At 59.7% G+C, this 3,398-nt stretch carries 3 protein-coding genes; all 3 read left to right on the forward strand.

What is annotated here, in order from left to right; all coding sequences use genetic code 11:
• Positions 1-1,277 (forward strand): glycosyltransferase family 4 protein (locus A2J01_RS30605; protein ID WP_331715361.1); only part of this gene is annotated, 1,277 nt, incomplete at its 5' end.
• The gene (locus tag A2J01_RS30610) at positions 1,274-2,485 is read left to right on the forward strand and encodes a hypothetical protein (protein ID WP_054187552.1); all 1,212 of its coding nucleotides are present in this window, start codon (positions 1,274-1,276) and stop codon (positions 2,483-2,485) included. The genes A2J01_RS30605 and A2J01_RS30610, both read left to right, overlap by 4 nt.
• Complete coding sequence (locus A2J01_RS30615) at positions 2,482-3,378, forward strand: glycosyltransferase family 2 protein (RefSeq protein ID WP_064114237.1); 897 nt, start codon at positions 2,482-2,484, stop codon at positions 3,376-3,378. Before A2J01_RS30610 ends, A2J01_RS30615 begins: the two co-directional genes overlap by 4 nt.
• Positions 3,379-3,398: the final 20 nt, after the last annotated feature.

A 3,398-nucleotide genomic window follows, 5' to 3' on the forward strand; every position in this document is an offset into this window, starting at 1 on the left:
TGGGGTTCGTGGCGACAAGAACGACGCGTACAGGTTCGCTCCGGAGCGAAGAGGAGGTCACTGAGATGTACAAGTCGTTCGATGTAGCGCGTTCGAAGCCTGAAGTGGACCCGACGTCCGCCGGTGGATTCACGCCGCCGAAAGCCTTGATGTTCCATGCGATCTATCGGAATCCGGGTGGTGAGGAGCAGAGCTTCGCCAACGAATCCAAGCTCCTGAAATCGATCGGATACGAGACGGTTCAGTGCACCAACGAGAATTCCAAGATCTCCCGGGGACCGTGGGCGGCAGTCACCGCAGTGTTCAGTCCTCGCGTACTCGTCGATGCGTTGCGCATCATCCGTTCGGAGCGCCCCGACGTCATCTACGTGAACAATCTCTGGCCGGCGTTCTCGGCTTCGTTGCTCGTGGCCTTAAGAGCCGCCGCAATTCCTACGTTGCAGGCGGTTCGGAACTATCGCCTCGCCACACCGTCAGCCAAGTTGCGCGCAGATGGCACGTGCACCGAATGCGGTTCCACCAAATACTTCACGAGTTGTGTCCGCAACGGATGCTACGGAAACAGCCGACTTCAGAGCCTTGTCTGCTACCTGAGCGCTACGGCGGTCAAGCTGAGCGTCTTTGGGTGGAAGCAGCACAGGTTCGTCGCAACGAGCGCGATGACAGCACGTCTGGTCGAAGGACGACTGATCAGTTCTGGCCGCGTCGTGGTTCGTCCGAACTTCGGATTCGAAGAAAATGAACCCGAGTTTCGGAGCACTGATTCGGTTGTGTGCGTCAGCCGACTGACACCGGAGAAGGGCGTCCTGGATTTGGTGCGCAACTGGCCGCAGGGCGCTGGAAGTCCCTCGCTCACAGTTCTCGGTGACGGACCGCAGTACGGCGAGATCTCCAGCATAAGCGCAGCTCTCGACAACGTCACGCTGGCCGGATTCACTTCGCACGAAGATGTGATCGAGATACTTCGCGACAGTGCGGCGTCCGTGGTGCCGTCTCAATGGGCAGAACCGTTCGGACGCGTTGCGATCGAATCGATGTCGGTTGGCACCCCGGTCATCTACGCAACCAACGGTGCACTCGCGGACATTGTCGGACCGGGCGGAACGCCTCTCCATACCTTGGAAGAGTCGTCGATACGCGAGGCCCTCGATCGAATCTTCGGAGCGGACGATCGATCGGCGATACGCAGATCCGCTTATCGTCACTACTCGAATCGCTTCACATCGCGCAAAGCGGCGACGTCGATGCGTGAGCTCATCGACGAGGTGAGATCGTGAAAGATCGCACTCGGCATGTGACATTCATGGCCGATCAAGGGCTTTCGAGCGTCCTCACTTTTGTCGTTCTCACCTCGGTGGCACGACTCGGGGGTCCGATCGAAGTCGGCCAGGTTGCCGTGATTCAATCGGCGGGTCTGTTGGCACTGGCACTGGGGAGAGCGATCGGCGTCGACGTCTGGCTGTCGCGAGGGGCGGGGTCCGACGAGCGTGGACCGGCGTTGGCGCCCACGATCGTGCTGGCGGCGGTATCGGTGACATCGGTGTGGGCACTGTTCGTGATCGCCGGCTCGGACTCGATGAATCTCACGGTATACGCCTTGGCTGCAGCTGGTTTCGTGGTGTTGGACGTGATACGCACGATGCTGATGCACGACGGTGCGAGTTGGATCTCTGTGTCGATACAGATCGTGACACTCTCGTTCGTCCTTATTGCAGCTTTCCTGGTCGAGAATCTGACACTTGCACTCGTGACCTATACGGTCGGTGTCTTCGTCGCGCTCGCTCTCGGTCACGCATCCATGCGTCTGGTACCGCCGGTACCGTCGATCAGGTACTCGCGCACTCACCGATATAGATCAGTGCCGTTTGCGATCGAGATATTGATGGGATCAGCTGCTCAGCAGGCGATGTTCTTGATACTCACTGTGGTGGCGTCGATCTCGATGATCGGTGAGATCAGAACTGCCCAGACACTGCTCGGTCCGCTGTCCTTGATGTTCGCGGGCATCTCGCCAATTCTGATGCGTAAGTTCGGCAGTGGTGTCGAAGCGATGAGCCCGAGCGAGTGCATGGCACTCGGCCGCCGAGTGGGCTTGCAGATCTTCTGGGTTTCGATCATCTGCGTTTCGCTGATCTGTCTCACGCTCGAGATTCGACTCTCGGGAGTGCGATTGATGGATCATCTGGTCGGGCCGCACTTTCCGAACTTGATACCGGTCATTCTGCTGTGCGGGTTGGCGGTGGCGTTCAACGGGATTCTTCTGGGCGTCGGTACCTCGATCCGCGTCGTGGACAAGACCGCAAACCTCAACACATTTCGCGCCATGCTGTTGCCTCTACAGTTTCTGATCGTTCTCGGGGCGGGACTGACCGACAGCGCCGTATACGTCGCAGGAGCATTGGCCGTGTCGGCGTGCGCCAGCGCGAGCGTCGCACTTCTGGTTTCGATGAACCGTGACGCCCGACCGAAAGTTGACCTCTCATGAAGAATCCCAACGGCGTCGTAGTGGCGATTCTGACCTTTCGTCGTGAATCGGAACTGGCTGTCTGCATCGAGAGCGTCCGGGCATCGATCCAGGCTTCCGGTGCCTCCGCCCAGGTCGTAGTAGGCGACAACGATCCGGAATCCACCACGCCGACGTATGTTGCCGACGGGATCGAACGACTGCATCTCGGATTCGGCGGGGTATCTCCGGCGCGACGTGCGCTGGTCGATCTCGCCCGTGCACGAGATCGTCGTTACATCGTCTTCGTCGACGACGACGAGTACGTCGATGTCGACTGGCTGTCGAATCTCCTCACCTGCGCCGCAGATTTCGACGCAGGTGCTGTGGCCGGTCCTGTGATTCCGGTGGGTCTGCCTGCCTCGGAACTTCCATTGCACACTCGCGTTCGCCATTCGACCGGCACCCCGGTTGCGTCTGCAGGCGCTGGAAATCTGTTGTTGGACCTGAAGGCTTTGAACGGCTTGAACTTCAGTGACGACTGGGATCTACCTGGCGGCGAGGACACCGAGTTCACGCTCAGGATGAGCGCCGGCGGTGTCCGGTTGGTGTGGTGCGACGAGGCGCTTGCGTACGAACCGGTAGACGAGGATCGGCGTCGGGATTCCTGGCTCTTCGCCCGGTATGTCAACAACGGACGAATCCTCGCGGTCTGTCAGGGACAGCTCGAGCTGCCACTGTTGGCGGCTCAGAGTGCCAAACGCGCTCTGCTCGTACTCGCGTCGGCGACGTTGATCCCCGTTGCCTTGATCAGTCCACGGATCAAGCGCGTGGTTCTCGACAACGGTGCACGCAACATCGGTTGGTTCTCAGAGCGATTCAGCCGCAGCGATTCTCGGACGCCGCGCGCACAGAGGCTGGTGGTAGCGCGATGACACGGTTGTTGATGACGGCA

Source organism: Rhodococcus sp. EPR-134, assembly GCF_001647205.1.
Taxonomy (GTDB): Bacteria; Actinomycetota; Actinomycetes; order Mycobacteriales; family Mycobacteriaceae; genus Rhodococcus_F; species Rhodococcus_F qingshengii.